The sequence below is a fragment of the Aquabacterium sp. A08 genome, from assembly GCF_011742065.1.
The window spans coordinates 1-485 of the sequence record NZ_JAAQQT010000137.1 but is presented as its reverse complement, the minus strand read 5'-3'; the positions used below and the strand labels follow the sequence as shown (position 1 = coordinate 485).

1 protein-coding gene and 1 tRNA gene are annotated in these 485 nt (G+C 62.7%); one reads left to right on the top strand and one right to left on the bottom strand.

The window, feature by feature from the left end; translation table 11 throughout:
• Positions 1–254, bottom strand: a 254-nt coding sequence (locus HA630_RS00780) for a pyridoxal-phosphate dependent enzyme (RefSeq protein WP_166832065.1), incomplete at its 3' end; no start/stop codon positions are given.
• 66 nt (positions 255–320) lie between these two features.
• Between HA630_RS00780 and HA630_RS00775 the strand changes: the two genes are divergently transcribed.
• A tRNA-Leu gene (locus HA630_RS00775) sits at positions 321–408 on the top strand.
• Positions 409–485: the final 77 nt, after the last annotated feature.

Here is a 485-nt window from a genome sequence, read left to right as displayed (position 1 = left end):
TCGCCGCGCTCCTGCGCGCGCTGGATCATGGACAGCGCCGGGCGGTCCTTCACCGAACCGGCGGGGTTGTTGCCTTCGAGCTTGCCCAGCACCACATTGCCCCGTGCGCGGTTGACCTCGGCGCCGATGCGCTGCAGCGCCACCAACGGGGTGTTGCCGATCGCGGCTTCGATGGTGGGGTAGCTGCGCGGTTTGCGGCGGGCGGCCGGCTTGCGGGCCGGGGCGGTGGCTGGGGTGGGTTTGGCGGTGCTCATGGCAGGATTTTGCACCGAGGCCAAAGAACCGCCCAGCGGTGTGACATAATTTCGGTTTGCATTGCAGCCGGAGTGGCGAAATTGGTAGACGCAGCAGATTCAAAATCTGCCGGAGTAATCCTCCGTGCCGGTTCGAGTCCGGCCCCCGGCACCAAACTCTAAAAAGGGCAACATTCACAAGATGTTGCCCTTTTTCTTTGTTTTCCCAACGCACAGGAACTGAACCATGTG